Source organism: Allobrachymonas sp. (genome assembly GCF_041912815.1).
Classification (GTDB): Bacteria; Pseudomonadota; Gammaproteobacteria; order Burkholderiales; family Burkholderiaceae_C; genus Brachymonas.
In genome coordinates this window covers 74,434-89,051 of record NZ_JAYRLV010000004.1, presented here as the reverse complement: position 1 = coordinate 89,051, position 14,618 = coordinate 74,434, and the positions used below count along the sequence as shown (strand labels likewise).

Genomic DNA, 14,618 nt, shown 5'->3' with positions numbered 1-14,618 from the left:
CATCTCATTCATGAGGTCATGACGCGCGAGAAGACTCCAGAAAGCGCTGCAGCGCCTCCTCGGGAGGCTGCTCCAGCGATACGGATTCTCCTGTCACCGGATGGGTGAAACGCAGCCGCCAGGCATGGAGAAACATGCGGCGCAGGCCCGCCTTCTGGAGTGCCTTGTTGCGCTCGAAATCACCGTACTTCTCGTCGCCCGCAATGGGATGCCCCTCGGACGCCAGATGCACCCGGATCTGATGGGTGCGCCCTGTCTTGATCGTGACCTCCAGCAGAGTCATCTCCCCGAGAGGATGGGGAATGCGGCGTGCCACGCGCACCAGGCTCACGGCCTTCATGCCCTCCGGGTCATCGCGCCGCGTCGTGCACACCCGCCGCTCGCCGTCCTGTCCTCCTGCTGCCGGCAGCAGAAACTTGCGCAAAGGCGTATCGATGACCTTGCGGCTGTCGGGCCAGGCTCCGAGCACCAGTGCCAGATAGGTCTTGCCGGTTTCCCTGTGCCGGAACTGGTCCTGCAGGGCCGTGAGCGCCGAGCGCTTCTTGGCCACCAGCAGGATGCCGCTGGTTTCCCGGTCCAGGCGATGCACCAGCTCCAGGAAGCGGGCCTGCGGCCGTGCACGCCGCAGCTGCTCGATCACGCCGAAGCTCACGCCGCTTCCTCCATGCACGGCCACTCCGGCCGGCTTGTTGACCGCCAGAAGGGCTTCGTCGTCGATCAGGGTGGGGAACTCCCGCGCTGGCGCATCGGGCATCGTGTCGGCAGCCGGTCGCTGGGGCAGGCGCAGCGGCGGCACCCGCACCACGTCCCCTGCTCGGACACGGCTGTCGGCCGACACACGCCCCTTGTTGATGCGGACCTCCCCGCTGCGGATGATGCGGTAGACATGGGTCTTGGGAACCCCCTTGAGATGCCGCATGAGAAAGTTGTCCAGGCGCTGCCCGTCGGACTCCCCATCCACGGTCAGAAATTTGGCAGCCACGGGCGCGGCTGTGGACAAATGGCGGGCATTCGCCCCTATAATGTTTTTCACTGTCTGGCCAGTACTTGCAAGTGCTTGATTTCAATAAGTTTAAGCCACAAGCTGGAGTTTTGCCGAGCTGGCCTCACAGTAACGAGCCTATGCCGCTGGTCTTTGACGGGCAGGCCCGCCGATGACGCAAGAGATGCACGGTGGCCTTTCCGATGTCGCCAGCAGAGGCAGACGCCCCAGAAACCCCGATACGGAATACCCCCAGCCTGTCAGACCACGCATGCCGTGCCGGACAGGCGGATCACTGCAGGCACCATGCTGCTGCTTCTCATGACCCTCGCCTCGCACCTGCTGCAGCCCCGCCCTGTCCGGCGGGCATCTGCTCGCGTGCGCCTGGCCAGGACGAGAAATCCCGCGCACTTCCACGCCTTTCCCTCCTTGTCACGGCCACTCGGTGCCCGGCAGGCAGTGGATGGCAGCGGATGGCGCGCACCGGAGACGCTCCCCCTCCCGGGTGGACGTTTCCTGCGCCTGCAGCACTGATCCAACCGCCACCCTGCCCCCCGCTCGCCCCCAGTGGCCGATGCGCGGGCAACCGGTCCGTGGCGGACCATTCCCTTCGTTTCCGGCGTCTTCCCGGCATGACCATGCCGCGCCAACCGCGCTCCGGGGCCTTGTAGACCCCATGCACCGGCCACGGTTGGCGCCTGTGATGAATTGCATCGGGCTTCCATGCCCAGGAAAGGAAACGCATCATGAAACGGATGCTGATCAATGGCACCCAGGCTGAAGAACGCCGCCTGGCCATCGTCGACGGACAGAAACTGCTCGACTACGAAATCGAGATCGAAGGGCGCGAACAGCGCAAGGGCAACATCTACAAGGCGGTGGTGACGCGCGTCGAGCCCAGCCTGGAGGCCTGCTTCGTCGACTATGGAGAGGAACGCCACGGCTTCCTGCCGTTCAAGGAAATCTCCCGCCAGTACTTTGCCGAGGGCGTGCCGGTCAGCCAGGCGCGCATCCAGGACGTGATCCGCGAGGGGCAGGAACTGCTCGTGCAGGTCGAGAAGGAAGAGCGTGGCAACAAGGGCGCTGCGCTGACGACCTTCATCAGCCTGGCCGGCCGCTATGTGGTGCTGATGCCCAACAACCCGCGCGGAGGCGGCGTGTCGCGCCGCATCGAGGGTGAGGACCGGGCCGAGCTCAAGGAGGCCATGGACCAGCTCGAATACCCCAAGGGCATGAGCATCATTGCGCGCACGGCCGGCATCGGGCGCACCGCTCCCGAGCTGCAATGGGACCTGAACTACCTGCTCAAGCTGTGGGAAGCCATCGTGGGAGCGGCCCAGTCTGCCAAGGGCGCCTTCCTGATCTACCAGGAGTCCAACCTGGTGGTGCGTGCCCTGCGCGACTACTTCAGCCCCGAGATCGGCGACATTCTGATCGACACGGATGACATCTACGAGCAGGCGCTCCAGTTCATGAACCACGTGATGCCGGAGCATGCCGCCAAGGTCAAGCGCTACAGCGACGACGCTCCGCTGTTCTCGCGCTTCCAGATCGAGCACCAGATCGAGTCGGCCTATGCCCGCATCGTCACCCTGCCGAGCGGAGGGTCGATCGTGATCGACCATACCGAGGCCCTGGTTTCGATCGATGTCAACTCCGCCCGCGCCATCAAGGGCGCCGACATCGAGGAAACCGCCACGCGCACCAACCTCGAAGCAGCCGATGAAGTGGCCCGCCAGATGCGCCTGCGCGACCTGGGTGGCCTGATCGTGATCGACTTCATCGACATGGACGAGCAGAAGAACCGCCGTGAGGTCGAGAACCGCCTGCGCGACGCGCTGCGTCAGGACCGTGCCCGCGTGCAGTTCGGCACCATCAGCAAGTTCGGCCTCATGGAGATGAGCCGCCAGCGCCTGCGCCCGGCCCTCTCCGAAGGCGCATCCATCCCCTGCCCGCGCTGCGGCGGCTCCGGCCACATCCGCGACACCGAGTCGAGCGCGCTGCAGATCCTGCGCATCATCCAGGAAGAGGCCATGAAGGACAGCACCGCTGCCGTGCACGCGCAGGTGCCGGTGGAAGTGGCCTCCTTCCTGCTCAACGAAAAACGCTCCGAGATCGCCAAGATCGAGCTCAAGCAGCGGGTGCATGTCCTGCTCGTGCCCAACAAGGGCCTGGACACCCCCCACTACAAGCTCGAACGGCTCAAGCACGACGATCCCCGCCTCGACAGCCTGGAGGTCAGCTACAAGCTCGCCGAGGAGATCGAGGATCCCACGGCAGTCACGCGCCGCAGCCAGGAACCCACCAACCGCCAGACGCCCGTGATCAAGGGCGTGCTGCCGGACGGCCCTGCTCCCGTGGCTCCTCCGAAACCCGAACCGGCCGCCCCTGTGCCCGCAGCAGCCGCGACTCCCGCGCCTGTCATGGCCCCTGCTCCGGTTCCGGCCCCGTCCGGCCTGGCAGCTCTGTGGCTGCGCATCAAGCAGTGGCTGGGTCTGGCTCCATCGGCTGCCCCGGTCGCCATCGCCCCGGTGACGCCCCCATCCACCCCGGCTGCCGGTGCCCGCGAGGACAGCCGTCGCACAGGCAACAGCGGCAATCGCCGTGGCAATGGCAACCGTGGCCCGCGCGGCAATGGCAGCGACCGTGGCGAACGCTCTGTCGAAGGCGCACGCCGCGCTCGCAGCCAGGAAACCGGTGCTTCCGCATCGAGCGAAGAGCTGCGCACGGGAGACCGTGGCACTGCTGCCTCTGAGTTCGAGGGACGCAGCGACCGTGCGGCACGTCCGCGCCGCGAACGCACCCCTGCCGGCGAACAGAACGGCAACGGATCCCGTGCTCCGCGCGGCGAGCGGAGTGAGCGTTCTGAACGCGCCGACCGCCCCGAACGCGGGGAGCGCAATGACCGCCGCAGCGGCAATGGCAATCGTCAGCCCGGTGGAGAATTCGCTCCGCAGGCCGATGCGCAGCCGAACCTGCCCGTGATGGCCCAGGATGCCGCCGCGACGACTCCGGTCGACACGGGCGCTCCTGCCACACCCGAAACGGGAGGACAGCCCACGGAAGGCCGTGAACGCCGTGAACGCCGCTCGCGTGACCGCTATGGTCGCGACCGTCGGGGCAATCGGGGAGATCGCGCCGAACGCGCGCCGCAGGATGAGGCCAGCGAGTCGGCTTCCGCATCGGCTGGCACGGAAGCCCCAGGAGAAGAAGCTCCCCGCAGCTACTTTTCGGCCCAGGCCAACACGCCGGTGCCCAGTCTGACGCTCGACCCCGTGGCGGGTGCCCTGCCTGCTCCCGAGACGGACGCTCCGGTGGAATCGTCTGCCCCCAGCGAGGTCGCAGCCGCCACGTCGGAGGTTCCGGCACCGGCTCCCGTGATGCATGCTGCGCCCGAAGTACCGCCTGCACCGGCTGCGCAGCCTGCTCCTGCCACGGCGGCGCCTGCAGAAACGGCTCCCGTGGTGACAGACGTGCCCCTGGCACCGGAAGTTGCCTCTGGGTTGCCAGCGGTGCGGGCCTACAGCCTGCCCGAAGAGCGTCTGCATCGCATCGCCGAAGAGGCTGGCCTGCAGTGGATCAATTCCGATCCCGAAAAGGTGGCGGTGGTGCATGCCGCCATTGCTGCCGAACCGCTCCCGGTGCATATTCCGCGCGAACGCCCTCCGATGGTGGAGGCCGATGAAGGCCCGCTGGTGCTGGTCGAGACCCGCAAGGACCTGATGGCGATGCCGTTGCCCTTTGAGGTGGTGGGCGGTGCCTCGGGTGCTGCGGCCGCACAGGGCTGACCCCCTCGCCCTCAACGGGGCGCGCTCCAGGGCTGCGTCACCGCCAAGCGGCTGCAGCCCCTGGAGAAGCCGCCCTTCCCTTCCACGGTGCCCTGCATCGTGCCAAGCCCATGTGCCCCAGGCCATGGGCTTTTTCTCGCCTGTGTCTCATGCGGGGCTGCTGTGCCCGGAGGGCACCGGAATGCAGCCCTCCGTTTTTCTGTGACATCCCATCCGCTCTTGCCCCATGGCAGGCCGCTGGCAACTTCCGTGTCATGCGATGGGTGTGCAATCTGTCCACCATGGCGGACTACCAGAACGCGGGACGGTCTCCAGATCGAGGGAACAGAACCTCGTCATGCCTGCCAGGGTCGGGACGTGGGCACCTCGTCATCGCTGGATGATCCACGCACCCCACGGCATCCTGCATCGACCGATTCCGTGTCAGGGACGTTGTGCGCCGACTCGGGAGGATGAAGGCAACAGACTCGAGCTGGCGGCAGCAGCTGCCCGAGCGGCGTGCAGGGCGTCGAGGGTGCTGGAAATCGAAGGGACGCCCACCGCGTGGACTTCGCTGCCTATGTCGTGGATGTCCCTGCGTGCGGTCTGCACAAGCGGGGAGGCCCCGTCGAAATACGTCCGCAGCATCTGCCCCGCGTCGGTCAGGTCGTCCCGCAGCAGATCGGGCTGGCGGGCCAGGAGCGCCATGCGGGCATTGAGCAAACGCAACCGGAAATGCTCGCGCACATAGACGCCCTGATCCGGCGGCAGAAAGACGGCCTCGGCAGGTGTGCCGGCCCCGCCGCTGCGTGCACGCATCCAGCGGGTCAGCGCCTCGCGCGCGGGAGTCCAGAGCCGCCGCCACCAGGACACCGAGGCGTCGGGGGGAGGAGCGGAAGCAGCAGACCGGGCCACCACGCCAGAGGCAGAAGAAGTTCCGGGACGCAAGGGAAGGGTGTCGACCATGGCCACCAGCTGGTCGAGCCGGTGCGCAAGGGCCGGCACATCCGTCAGGCTGGCGCTCTTGAGGCGGTCGATGTCACTCTGCACGGCTCGGTGCAGTGCGCGCAGTCGGGGCTGTGCGCTGCGGGCCAGACGGTGTTCGCTGCTGACGAGCGCGGCCAGCAGAGGATCGACGCTGCCGGTGAGCTGGGACTGCTGCTGTCCCAGTTCAATGGCCGAATCGATGTCGACGAGCAGATTCTCATCCTTGGCCCGTGCCAGCCCCTGGAGCATGGCGTCGATCTGGGCCCGCTGCGCCTGGATGTCCCGAACCTCGGACTGCAGGGCACCGGAACGGCTCTGCGCGTCCTGGCTCTGCTGATGCGCCTGGCGTGCCAGGAGAGCCGTCTCCCGGGTCTGCAGCCGCATATCGGCCACCTGCGTGCTGACCTGGCGCTGCATCTGCTGCACGGTCTGCCACAGCCAGATGGCCACGAGCATGGCTGCCACGGCCAGCAGCACAGCCAAGGTCAGTGCCACACGCGCAAGGGCAGGCATGCTCTGGAGGCCTCCTGCGCCGGCTCCTTCCCTGACGTGGGGAGGGGCAGAGACACCCAGGGAGGCCGGACGGGGAGAAGCCGGGGCATCCGGTGCCGGAAGGGGAATCATGCGACCGATTGTATCGACCGCACCACGTCCTCCACAGTGGGTCGGGAAGACACCACCCTCCCGAAGCCCATGCGCCCGGCCGCCTCGCCGATGCGCGGATGGGTCACGATGGCCACGGCCTGCTGCCAGTTCTGCCCTGGCAGCAGCGCATGCAGATGGGTCAGCGCCTGTGAACTGCTCCAGACCCAGAGGCTGGGCTGCTGCACCTGCAGGGCCATGCGCTCGCGCTGCAGCGGATCCCACCCCGGCGGCTGGCGCAGATAGGCCACCACGGTGTCGAGCGCCACGCCTTCCTCGCGCACGCGAGCACCCAGCCAGTCGCGCCCTGCACCGGCGCATGCCGGATCGCACTCGGCCTGCGAATCGGCCCCCCTCACGCGCAGCACACGCTGCCTCTGATGCCGCGCCGCTTCCAGCTGGGGGCGCACGAGCGGCCAGAGGGTCTCGGAATCGAACTGCGCGGCCTCGGGCGAAGGGCTGTCGATGAGATCGGGACGCACGCCCAGCTCATGCAGCGCCTGCCAGGTGCCCCGGCCCGGTGCCCAGGCGCGCACGCCGGCCGCGTTCCATGCCGTGACACCGCCCGGCAGACTTGCCATGAAATACCGCACGGCCGGGATGCTGACGAAGAAGGCTGCCGCATACGAGGCAAGGTCTTGCCCCACCTCCCGCAGGCGGGCCTGCGCCGCGGGGAGCGTCACAGGGCCAATGTCGATGAGAGGCAGGGCCTCGGGCACAAAGCGCGCATCGAGCTGCACCTGCAATGCCCGGCACCATGCCGAGGCCTGCGGCTCGGGCCGGGTCACGAAGACCGGCAAGGCCTGCGATGCCCTGGAAACCGTATCGGGCACCATGTCAGTCCCGCACGGGAACGGCACCCTGCGCGATCAGGCGCTGGGCCACTGCATGGCCCAGGGCGGCAGCGTCCTCCAGCGTCTGCACGGCCTGTTCTGCCCGTGCACGCACCAGCACCGGAGCAGGCGCCTCCGCATCGCCCCAGGCGGCCTCGATGGACAGCACACCGTCGTCACGCAGCACGGCATGGGCGGCCAGCGGCATGGAGCAGCTTCCGCCCATGGCGCGGCTGACGGCCCGCTCGGCGGCCACGCGCAGCCAGGTGGCCCGATCGACCAGCGGGGCGAGGGCCGCTTCCAGCTCGGGGCGCCCCGCACGAATCTCGATCCCCAGTGCGCCCTGCCCGGCTGCCGGCAGCATGGCATCCGGCGCAAAGATGTGTCGGATGCGCTCCCCCAGCCCGAGCCGCTTGAGGCCTGCCGCTGCGAGCACGATGCCGTCATAGACCCCTTCGTCGAGCTTGCGCAGGCGGGTGTCCAGATTGCCACGCAGGGGCTCGATGCGCAGATCGGGGCGCGCCGCACGCAGCAGCACGGTGCGACGCAGGCTGGAGGTACCGATCACTCCGCCCTGAGGCACCTCGTCGAGGGAGGCGTAGCGGGGCGAGACGAATGCGTCACGCGGATCCTCGCGTTCCATGATGCAGGCCAGCTCGAAGCCCTCGGGCAACTCCATGGGCACATCCTTGAGCGAATGCACGGCCAGATCGGCTCGCCCTTCCTGGAGCGCGATTTCGAGCTCCTTGACGAACAGGCCCTTGCCGCCGACCTTGCTGAGGGTGCGATCCAGAATCTGGTCGCCCCGGGTGGTCATGCCCAGCAGGGTCACGCGGTGTCCACGGCTTTCGAGCAGGGCCTTCACATGTTCGGCCTGCCACAGGGCAAGCCGGCTTTCGCGCGTGGCGATGGTGAGTGCGAGGGGAGCAGCCTGTGCTGCAGCGGTGGTCGACATGGTGATTCCAGATGCATCGGTAGCAGGAGCGCTTCGGAGCGGAAGGCTCCCATGAGACGGGATTCAGGAAGAGGACAGCTCTCCAGCCCGGGTGCCACCCGGTGTGGCCCCGCCCGGAGCGGCTGCCCCTTCCTCTGCATCGGCGATGCTAGCACGGCCCCCAGCCGATCCACGGTGCCCCGTCCCTGGCGGGGGCTTTTGCTGATCCAGGGCAGGAACCTCGGCACTGCCCGGTCAGTCCTCCTGCCGGAGCACCTGCCTCACCGCAGGCAGCTGGCGCCGGGATACCTGCACCCATTCCGGCACCCCCTCGACCTGCACCTGCCAGCCTTCATCGTCTCCGTCGATGGAAGGCGGCGCCCGACGCAGGCCGCGCACCGCCGCCCGGGCCACCAGCGCGCTGCGGTGCACCCGCAGGAAGTGGTCGGCATAGCGCTCTTCCAGCTGGTTGAGGGTGCCGTCCCACAGCAGCCCCTGTTCCTGCGCGGTATGCAGGGTGACATATTTCCATTCGGCCCGCGCGAGCAGCACTGCCGGAACCGGCAGGCGCTGCTCGCGCCCACGCGACTCCACGCGCAGCGTCGGCACATCGGGTGCCACTGGCGCAGTCGATCCCGGCGTGGACGGCCCCGCTCCCCGCAGGCGAAGCGCCTTGTCCAGTGCCTCGGCCAGACGCTCGCGACGCACAGGCTTGGTGAGGTAATCGACCGCTGCCACCTCAAAGGCTTCCAGCGCATGCTCGGCGTGCGCCGTCACGAACACCAGCGCACAGTCCGGAGCCCGCGTGCGCAGCCTGCGGGCCAGCTCCATGCCGTCCATGCCTGGCATCTGGATGTCCAGCAGCACCAGATCGGGATGGCAGTCCGCCACGCGCGCCAGCGCCTCGGCTGCGGTGCCAGCCTCGCCCACGACCTCGGGCACAGGCTCCGCCATTTCAGCGAGCAACCCGGTGAGCCGCAGGCGGGCCAGCCGCTCGTCATCGACCAGCAGCACCCGCAGCGGTGCGGTGCTCGATCCCGGATGCGCACTCATGGGCACCCCCCTTCTGCCGCGATCTGCATCGGCACCTCGATGCGCACCACAAAGCGGTCCCGCACCACCTTGGCGGAAAAGCGCAGCTCCATGTCGTGGCAGAGGGCGAGGCGGTTGCGCACGTTCTCCAGGGCCATGCCGTTTCCAGGCGCCCCCGGCCCGGCAGGGAAGGTATTGGCAAGGACGATGCGAACCCGATTGCCCCGCAGCTGGGTCCGCACCCGGATGGCGGCTCCCGTGTCACTGGGCTCCACGCCATGCCGGATGGCATTTTCGAGCAGGGGCTGCAGAATCAGCGGCGGCACCACCGCCAGCCCTGCGGCGGGGTCCAGCACCCAGTCCACCCGCAGCCGCTCCCCGAACCGCACTTCCTCCACGCGCAGGTAGCGCTGTGCCAGCTCCAGCTCTGCCGCCAGGGTGCTGCGGTGCCGCGCCCCCCGCAACATGCCGCGGAACAGGTCGGCCAGATCCTCCAGCACCGACTCGGCCCGCGCCGGATCGACCCGTACCAGCGCAATCGCACTGTTGAGCGCATTGAACAGAAAATGCGGCCGGATGCGGGCCTGCAGCTCGGCCAGCTGCGCCGCCACGTCCTCGGGGGAGCGCAGGCGACTGCGCAGAAGCTGCTGCGACGCCAGCAGCCAGGACAGCACCGTCCCCACCAGCACGCCCCCCAGCCAGGGGCGCCACGGCGCGGTTTCCACGACACTCGTGTAGAGCAGTGCGGCAAACCAGCCGCATCCGCCCCCAGCCAGCACCGCCACCCGCCATTGCACCCGGGCGGGTCGCCCCGCCAGCACCGGCCGCAGCGCGCACAGCACCATCAGCCACAGCAGGGTCGCCGGCAGCGCACAGCCGGCTCCTATGCCCAGGGACAGCAGCCACCCACCCCAGCCGGCTCCACGCGGTTCCCCAAAAAGCAGAAAGCCTGCCAGCACCACCAGATGCACCAGCACCACCGCCCGCAGCACCATGCCGGAACGGCAGGCCTCCAGCCCGGGGGCGGGAGCGCCGCCCCCCACGACTCCCGCCGGAGTCGCCCGGCTGGCTACAATCTGGGCATCCACCGTCCGGTCCGCCGTCGTGGATGGGGCTCTGCTTCGTGTCTGCATGCGCATGGGAGTTCCAGACGGGGCCGGCGCTGCTGCGCGCCCCTCTGGGGTGCCCTTCCTTTCGGTGTCTATTTCCGTTTCGTATCCCATCCGCACCATTGTGGCGGCTCGCCGACTCCCGGAGCCTGCACCGTGGCGGATTTGCCTCTTTTGATGGATTCTCCCCCCCATGTCCGAACCTTCCCAGAACCAACTCGATTCCAAGTCCCAAGGCTGGTCCGCCCTGTTCTCCGAGCCCATGAGCGAGCTGGTGCAGCGCTACACCGCCAGCGTGTTCTTCGACAAGCGCCTGTGGCGCGCCGACATGCAGGGCAGCCTCGCCCACGCTGACATGCTCGCCGCTCAGGGCATCATCAGCCCCTCCGATCTGGCCGCCATCGAACGCGGCATGGCCGAAATCCGCACCGAGATCGAATCCGGCACCTTCCAGTGGAAGCTCGAACTGGAAGACGTGCACCTCAACCTTGAAGCCCGCCTCACCCAGCTCGTGGGCGATGCCGGCAAGCGGCTGCACACCGGCCGCAGCCGCAACGACCAGGTCGCCACCGACATCCGCCTGTGGCTGCGCGACGAGATCGACCTGCTCGTGGGCCTGCTGCGCGACGTGCAGGGCGCTCTGCTCGACGTGGCCAGCCGCCATGTCGACGTCATCCTGCCCGGGTTCACCCACCTGCAGGTGGCTCAGCCGGTGAGCTTCGCCCATCACCTGCTGGCCTATGTGGAAATGTTCGCCCGCGACGAAGAACGCCTCGGCGACGTGCGCCACCGCGTCAACCGCCTGCCGCTGGGCTCGGCCGCCCTGGCCGGCACCACCTACCCGCTCGACCGCGAACGTGTCGCGCGCACCCTGGGCATGGAAGGCGTCTGCCACAACAGTCTCGACGCCGTGAGCGACCGCGACTTTGCCATCGAATTCACGGCCGCCGCCAGCCTGGTCATGGTCCACATCAGCCGCCTCAGCGAGGAACTGGTGCTGTGGATGAGCCAGAACTTCGCCTTCATCCGCATCGCCGATCGCTTCACCACCGGCAGCTCGATCATGCCGCAGAAAAAGAATCCCGACGTGCCCGAGCTCGCGCGCGGCAAGAGCGGCCGCGTCTTCGGCCATCTCATGGGCCTGCTCACCCTCATGAAGGGCCAGCCCCTGGCCTACAACAAGGACAACCAGGAAGACAAGGAACCCCTGTTCGACACCGTCGACACCGTGCGCGACACCCTGCGCATCTTCTGCGACATGATCGGCGGGCAGGTCAACCCCGACACCGGCGCCAAGGAAGGCGGCATCACCGTCAACCCCGACGCCATGCGCCGCGCCGCCAGCCGCGGCTACGCCACCGCCACCGATCTGGCCGACTACCTCGTCAAGAAGGGCCTGCCCTTCCGGGATGCCCACGAAACCGTGGCCCATGCCGTGCGCCTCGCCCAGGAGCAGGGCATCGACCTCTCCGAACTCCCGATCGACGCCCTGCGCCGGATCCACCCCGACATCAACGAGGACGTGTACGAAAAGGCCCTCACCCTCGAAGCCTCGCTCCACGCCCGCAACACCCTGGGCGGCACCGCGCCGGCCCAGGTGCAGAAGCAGCTCGCACGCCACCTCGAACGCCTGGCCGCCGCTCGCGCCTGACCCCGTTCACCCCGGCCCTGCGCCCCTCCTCCGAGCCCCTGTCCGGTCCGCCGGCAGGGGCTCGGTACATCTCCGGGGGATACAGGATTTGCCGCGGCACATATAATCGGAATTTCCACCACGCGGGATATTCACACCCGCTTCTGGCCATGACTACCAAATTCGTCTTCGTCACCGGTGGTGTCGTGTCTTCCCTCGGCAAAGGCATCGCATCGGCGTCCCTGGCTGCCCTCCTCGAGTCGCGCGGCCTCAAAGTCACCCTCATCAAGCTCGACCCCTACATCAACGTCGACCCCGGCACGATGTCGCCCTTCCAGCACGGCGAAGTCTTCGTGACCGACGACGGCGCCGAAACCGATCTCGACCTGGGGCACTACGAACGCTTCATCGAGACCCGGATGAAGCAGAGCAACAACTTCACCACCGGCCGCATCTACCAGAGCGTGCTCGAAAAGGAACGCCGCGGCGACTACCTCGGCAAGACCGTGCAGGTCATCCCGCACGTCACCAACGAAATCCAGGAATACATCAAGCGTGGCGCCGGTATCGGCACGCCCGACATGGTCGACGTGGCCATCGTCGAGATCGGCGGCACCGTGGGCGACATCGAATCCCTGCCCTTCCTCGAAGCCGTGCGCCAGCTCAGCCTCAAGCTGGGCCCCAACAACAGCGCCTTCGTCCACCTCACCTACCTGCCGTGGATCGCAGCGGCCGGCGAGCTCAAGACCAAGCCCACCCAGCACACCGTGCAGAAGCTGCGCGAGATCGGCATCCAGCCCGACGCACTGCTGTGCCGTGCCGACCGCGCCATTCCCACCGAAGAACGCGAGAAGATCAGCCTCTTCACCAACGTGCAGCCCTGGGGCGTCATCAGCATGTGGGACGTGGACACCATCTACAAGGTTCCGCGCATGCTGCACGAGCAGGGGCTCGACGGCCTCATCTGCGACAAGCTGCGCATCAACACCCGCCCCGCCAACCTGCAGCGCTGGGACAACATGGTGTATGAAGTCGAGCACCCGCAGCACACCGTCACCGTGGCCATGGTCGGCAAGTACGTCGATCTCAGCGACAGCTACAAGTCGCTCAACGAAGCCCTGCGCCACGCCGGCATGAAGAACCATGCCCGCGTCAAGATCACCTACATCGACTCCGAGACCCTCACCGCCGAGAACGTCGACGGCAAGCTTGCCGGATTCGACGCCATCCTCGTGCCCGGCGGCTTCGGCAAGCGCGGTGTGGAAGGCAAGATCGCCGCCGCCCGCTATGCCCGCGAGCACAAGGTGCCGTATCTGGGCATCTGCCTGGGCATGCAGGTCGCCACCATCGAATACGCCCGCCACATGGCCGGCCTCGAAGGCGCCAACAGCACCGAGTTCGATCCCAAGACCCCCTACCCCGTCATCGCCCTGATCGACGAATGGCAGGACGCCGACGGCAGCATCCAGAAGCGCCACGAAGGCGGCGACCTGGGCGGCACCATGCGCCTCGGTGCCCAGAGCTCCGACGTGCTTCCCGGCACCCTGGCCCACAGCATCTACGGCGACGTGGTCACCGAACGCCACCGCCACCGCTACGAGGCCAATACCCGCTACCTCGACAAGCTGCGCGAGGCCGGACTGGTCATCTCCGCCCTTACCCAGCGCGAACATCTCACCGAGATCATCGAGTTGCCCCAGAAGGTGCACCCCTGGTTCATGGGCGTGCAGTTCCACCCCGAGTTCAAGTCCACCCCGTGGGCCGGGCACCCGCTGTTCAACGCCTACATCAAGGCAGCCCTGCACCAGCACGGTGACGCTCCGAAGAAGGCCACGGCATGAAACTCTGCGGATTCGACATCGGGCCCGACCGGCCCTTCTTCCTGATCGCCGGCCCCTGCGTCGTCGAGAGCCTGCAGCTCCAGATGGACGTCGCCGGCACCCTCAGGGATCTGACCGCCGAGCTGGAAATCCCCTTCATCTTCAAGAGCAGCTACGACAAGGCCAACCGCTCCAGCGGCGCCAGCTTCCGGGGACCGGGCATGGAGCGGGGACTCGACATCCTCGCGGCCGTGCGCAAGGAACTGGGAGTCCCGCTGCTCACCGACGTGCACACCGAAGCCGAAGTCCCGGCCGCCGCTGCCGTGGTGGACGTGCTGCAGACACCAGCCTTCCTGTGCCGCCAGACCGACTTCATCCGCGCCGTGGCGCAATCGGGCCGCCCCGTCAACATCAAGAAGGGCCAGTTCCTCGCGCCGCACGACATGAAGAACGTGATCGACAAGGCCCGCGCCGCCGCCGCCGAAAAGGGACTCGACACCGACGTCTTCATGGCCTGCGAACGGGGGGTGAGCTTCGGCTACAACAACCTCGTGAGCGACATGCGCAGCCTCGCCATCATGCGGGAAACCGCGGCACCGGTCGTCTTCGACGCCACCCACAGCGTGCAGCTGCCCGGCGGACAGGGCACCTCCAGCGGCGGCCAGCGCGAGATGGTTCCGGTGCTGGCCCGTGCGGCCGTGGCCGTAGGAGTGGCCGGCGTCTTCATGGAGACCCATCCCGACCCCGCCCATGCGCTGTCGGACGGCCCCAACGCCGTGCCCCTGCGCCACATGCGCGCCCTGCTCGAATCCCTCAAGGAACTCGACGCCGTCACCAAGCGGCGCGGGTACCTCGAAAACGACTTCGGGGCCTGAGCCCCTC

10 protein-coding genes are annotated in these 14,618 nt (G+C 67.8%); 4 read left to right on the top strand and 6 right to left on the bottom strand.

Annotation, left to right across the window (positions count from 1 at the left end):
- Nucleotides 1-16: 16 nt before the first annotated feature.
- A complete protein-coding gene (locus ACE3P9_RS05220) occupies nucleotides 17-1,033 on the bottom strand; it encodes an RluA family pseudouridine synthase (RefSeq protein WP_374492230.1) in 1,017 nt (338 codons plus the stop codon).
- A gap of 695 nt (nucleotides 1,034-1,728) precedes the next feature.
- On the opposite strand from ACE3P9_RS05220, the gene ACE3P9_RS05215 reads away from it, so the two are divergent.
- Nucleotides 1,729-4,770 (top strand): Rne/Rng family ribonuclease, encoded by a 3,042-nt coding sequence (locus tag ACE3P9_RS05215; RefSeq protein ID WP_374492229.1) that lies wholly within the window; start codon nucleotides 1,729-1,731, stop codon nucleotides 4,768-4,770.
- Between the two features lie 423 nt (nucleotides 4,771-5,193).
- Here the strand turns inward: ACE3P9_RS05215 and ACE3P9_RS05210 are convergent, their stop codons facing one another.
- The 5 genes from ACE3P9_RS05210 to ACE3P9_RS05190 all read right to left on the bottom strand — a co-directional run bounded on the left by ACE3P9_RS05210 (nucleotide 5,194) and on the right by ACE3P9_RS05190 (nucleotide 10,265).
- Nucleotides 5,194-6,249, bottom strand: coding sequence for a uroporphyrinogen-III C-methyltransferase (locus ACE3P9_RS05210; protein WP_374492228.1), 1,056 nt, complete (start codon nucleotides 6,247-6,249; stop codon nucleotides 5,194-5,196).
- 107 nt (nucleotides 6,250-6,356) lie between these two features.
- Nucleotides 6,357-7,214 (bottom strand): uroporphyrinogen-III synthase, encoded by an 858-nt coding sequence (locus ACE3P9_RS05205; RefSeq protein ID WP_374492227.1) that lies wholly within the window; start codon nucleotides 7,212-7,214, stop codon nucleotides 6,357-6,359.
- Nucleotide 7,215: 1 nt separating this feature from the next.
- A complete protein-coding gene (hemC, locus tag ACE3P9_RS05200) occupies nucleotides 7,216-8,166 on the bottom strand; it encodes a hydroxymethylbilane synthase (RefSeq protein WP_374492226.1) in 951 nt (316 codons plus the stop codon).
- A gap of 234 nt (nucleotides 8,167-8,400) precedes the next feature.
- A complete protein-coding gene (locus ACE3P9_RS05195) occupies nucleotides 8,401-9,198 on the bottom strand; it encodes a LytR/AlgR family response regulator transcription factor (RefSeq protein ID WP_374492225.1) in 798 nt (265 codons plus the stop codon).
- Nucleotides 9,195-10,265, bottom strand: a complete 1,071-nt coding sequence (locus ACE3P9_RS05190; protein ID WP_374492224.1) for a sensor histidine kinase — start codon at nucleotides 10,263-10,265, stop codon at nucleotides 9,195-9,197. The genes ACE3P9_RS05195 and ACE3P9_RS05190 overlap by 4 nt, the downstream gene beginning before the upstream one ends.
- Nucleotides 10,266-10,479: 214 nt before the next feature.
- Here ACE3P9_RS05190 and argH point away from each other — a divergent pair, with 214 nt between their 5' ends.
- The 3 genes from argH (at nucleotide 10,480) to kdsA (ending at nucleotide 14,611) form a co-directional block, all read left to right on the top strand.
- Entirely contained in the window at nucleotides 10,480-11,937 is a 1,458-nt protein-coding gene (gene argH / locus ACE3P9_RS05185) for an argininosuccinate lyase (RefSeq protein WP_374492223.1), read from the top strand.
- Between the two features lie 149 nt (nucleotides 11,938-12,086).
- A complete protein-coding gene (locus tag ACE3P9_RS05180) occupies nucleotides 12,087-13,757 on the top strand; it encodes a CTP synthase (protein ID WP_374492221.1) in 1,671 nt (556 codons plus the stop codon).
- Nucleotides 13,754-14,611: a 3-deoxy-8-phosphooctulonate synthase gene (gene kdsA, locus ACE3P9_RS05175; protein WP_374492220.1), complete on the top strand. Its 858-nt coding sequence runs from the start codon at nucleotides 13,754-13,756 to the stop codon at nucleotides 14,609-14,611. Before ACE3P9_RS05180 ends, kdsA begins: the two co-directional genes overlap by 4 nt.
- Nucleotides 14,612-14,618 lie beyond the last annotated feature (7 nt).